Source organism: Paraburkholderia sp., assembly GCF_026225065.1.
Taxonomy (GTDB): domain Bacteria; phylum Pseudomonadota; class Gammaproteobacteria; order Burkholderiales; family Burkholderiaceae; genus Paraburkholderia.
This window is the reverse complement of sequence record NZ_JAMFSB010000441.1, coordinates 1-2,648: the sequence shown is the minus strand read 5'-3', so window position 1 is coordinate 2,648 and position 2,648 is coordinate 1. Positions and strand designations below refer to the sequence as shown.

2 protein-coding genes and 1 pseudogene are annotated in these 2,648 nt (G+C 61.8%); 2 read left to right on the top strand and 1 reads right to left on the bottom strand.

Annotated elements, in window-relative coordinates:
• Window positions 1-705: pseudogene (locus M0954_RS29865) on the top strand (sodium:solute symporter family protein); the annotation flags it as partial.
• Between the two features lie 263 nt (window positions 706-968).
• Entirely contained in the window at window positions 969-1,901 is a 933-nt protein-coding gene (locus tag M0954_RS29860) for a flagellar brake protein (protein WP_297357094.1), read from the top strand.
• Between the two features lie 15 nt (window positions 1,902-1,916).
• Here the strand turns inward: M0954_RS29860 and M0954_RS29855 are convergent, their stop codons facing one another.
• Entirely contained in the window at window positions 1,917-2,528 is a 612-nt protein-coding gene (locus M0954_RS29855) for a DUF4136 domain-containing protein (RefSeq protein WP_297357092.1), read from the bottom strand.
• Between the last annotated feature and the right edge of the window lie 120 nt (window positions 2,529-2,648).

The window sequence follows — 2,648 nt, the reverse complement described above, 5'->3', positions numbered from 1 at the left end:
GCGAAAGACGAACGCATTTTCCGCCGCAACGCGATCGTGCTGCCGCTCTATCAGCTGATCCTGCTGTTCGTGTTCTTTGTCGGTTTTGCGGCCGTGCTGAAAGTGCCGGGCCTGAAAGGCGGCGATATCGATCTCTCGCTGTTCAGGTTGTCGCTGCAGACGTTCGACCCGTGGTTCGTCGGGGTAATCGGCGGCGCGGGCGTGCTGACCGCGCTGGTGCCGGGTTCGATGATCCTCAACACCGCCTCGACCCTGCTCGCTAACGACGTGTATCGCGGGATGCTCAAGCGCGACGCAACCGACGACTCCGTCAAGAAGCTCGCACGCATTCTGGTGCCTGTCGTCGCTCTGGTGGCTGTGACTTTTACGTTGCGTGGCGGCGAGACCATCGTTGCATTGCTGTTGATGGGCTACAGCTTCGTCACCCAGCTTTTCCCGGCCATGGTGTGCAGCCTCGCGCCGCACAACCGGGCGACCAAACAGGGGGCGTTCTGCGGCATTCTGGCCGGCGTGGCGGTGGTGGCAGTGACGACGCTGATGCATATCAGCATGGGCCAATTGTTTCCGTTCCTGCCCGATGCCGCTAAAGACGTGAATATCGGCTTCGTCGCGCTGGCGTTAAATATCATCGTGTTCGTGCTGGTCAGTGCGGTTACCCAACCGCGCGCCAGCGGGCAACAACCGGCGCATACGCAAGCGCATTGAGCGCGCGATGCGGCCTCCGTTTGCAGATGTCGGCAAGCGGGGGCCGTTTTCCTCGGATTGGTTGTTAGACGTCCTTCGCGATCTGCGAATCCATCTGTTTCCAATAACAGTGCTAATCAGCGCTGCGCCGTGCCAATTTCCCTCTTAAAACCGCTCTTATCAACCCATTCACAGGCCATTTCTACTTGATATGGGTAATTGATTAAACTTTCCGGTAATCGTGACGTTAATATTAGTCACCCCCTTCGCTATTAAAAACGCCAATGAACGAAGATACCGTGGAGTCACCCGTCAGGGCAGTGCCGGCCGCACTGAACCTTGACACTGTTCCGGTCGGCACGCCGCTCGACTGGCCTATCGTCGACGGCGACGGAACCCTGCTATTCGATGCCGGCGCGATCCTGGTCGGCGTCGAAGAACGCAAGTTCCTGTTCGAAAACTTCAAGCCGCAACGCGGCGACGCGCCCGATGCCGGCGCATTGCCCGGCGAAGCCGGTGCCGCAAGGACAGATACGTCGGATCCGCTTGCGGTGAAAGACATGCATCTGAACATCGGTGCGCTGATCGGCGTGCGTCTGCATATCGGCAGCGCCGCGCCGATGCATCCGTGCCGCATCATCGGCTTCGCGCCGAATCAGTCGCTGTTCACTACGCCGCCGCTGTTCGAAGGCAAAATCCTGCCACTGGGCGTGGGCGAAAACGTGGAGATCGTCGCGATCGCGAGTCAGGCAGTGTTCCGCTTCGTCTGCACGGTCGAAGCGGTGTGCCAGTCGCCGTTCGACTACGTCGTCCTGTCGAAGCCGGGCGTGATCCGGCGCCTGCGCGAGCGCAAATCGATCCGCGTGCGCGCGCACCTCGCGGTGCGCTACGGCATCGGCGAGAGCGGCGAGTCCTATGAGGGCATCGGTCTCGCGAAGGGTGTCAGCGCGCTCGGCATGTCGCTTACGGCGGCCTGGCCGCTTGGAGCGGTGGGCGAGCGTCTGCGCGTCGCTTTCCATCTCAAGTCCAAAGACCTCGACGCCACGATCGAGACCGCGGCGATTATCCGTAACGTGCAAAAGGGCGCCGCAGGCGAACCCGCCGTGCACGGACTGGAACTGGACCGGCTCGACATGGGGCAGCAGATGGCCATGAAGGTATTCGTGTTCGACCGGCAGGATGACGTCCTGTATTGGACCAACGGCAGCAACAAGTAGCGGCGTTCGCCTGAATCAAGGCGCCACGGGCTTCACCGACACGACCTGGGGCGCACCGCCCCCGTCGTTGGCGAGCAGTTTCACGCGCCAGTCCGGGTGATCGGCAAACGGAAACTGGGCCAGCGCGCTCTTCACGAGATACGGAATCGCGTGCAGCGGATCGGCATCGTGATCCACGCTGCTGGCGCTCACCTTGTAGACTTCATGACCGTTGGTCTGCTCGAAGAAACGCAGCGTCAGCGAGTGTTTGTAGGCGTGGCGGCCGAACAGCGAGAACGAGGCCTGGCCGGGGCTGCTGCAGTCCGCCCCCGTGCACTCTGTCGTGCCGACGCCGACACCCGCAAGCCGGGTGTCATAAGCGATCGACAGCATATAGTGCGCGTGCAGTTCGGTGGCGTCGGCGAAACCGTACTTGCCGAGTTCGGTCCGGATCAATGTTTCGTATTCCCGATGATCCGGCGTGTCGTCCTGTAACGGCGAGCGTGCCAGCACATAGCTGCGCTCGCCTTGCAGCGGCGCGGCCGAGGGGGACGCCCGCACGTCGGTGCTGACGCCGGCACATCCCGTCAGGCCGGCGGCGAAGCTTGCCGCGATTAGTGCGGTACCTATCAGCGTGATTTTCATCATCTTCTCGCTTCGTCAAAAGAATACGGTGCGCCCGTCAGGCGCTTCATGGCCGCCTGGCTGCTTGACGCTAGCTATCGCAGCCTCGCGTCGAGCTGCGTATCGAGCTTCGCCTCGAGTGTT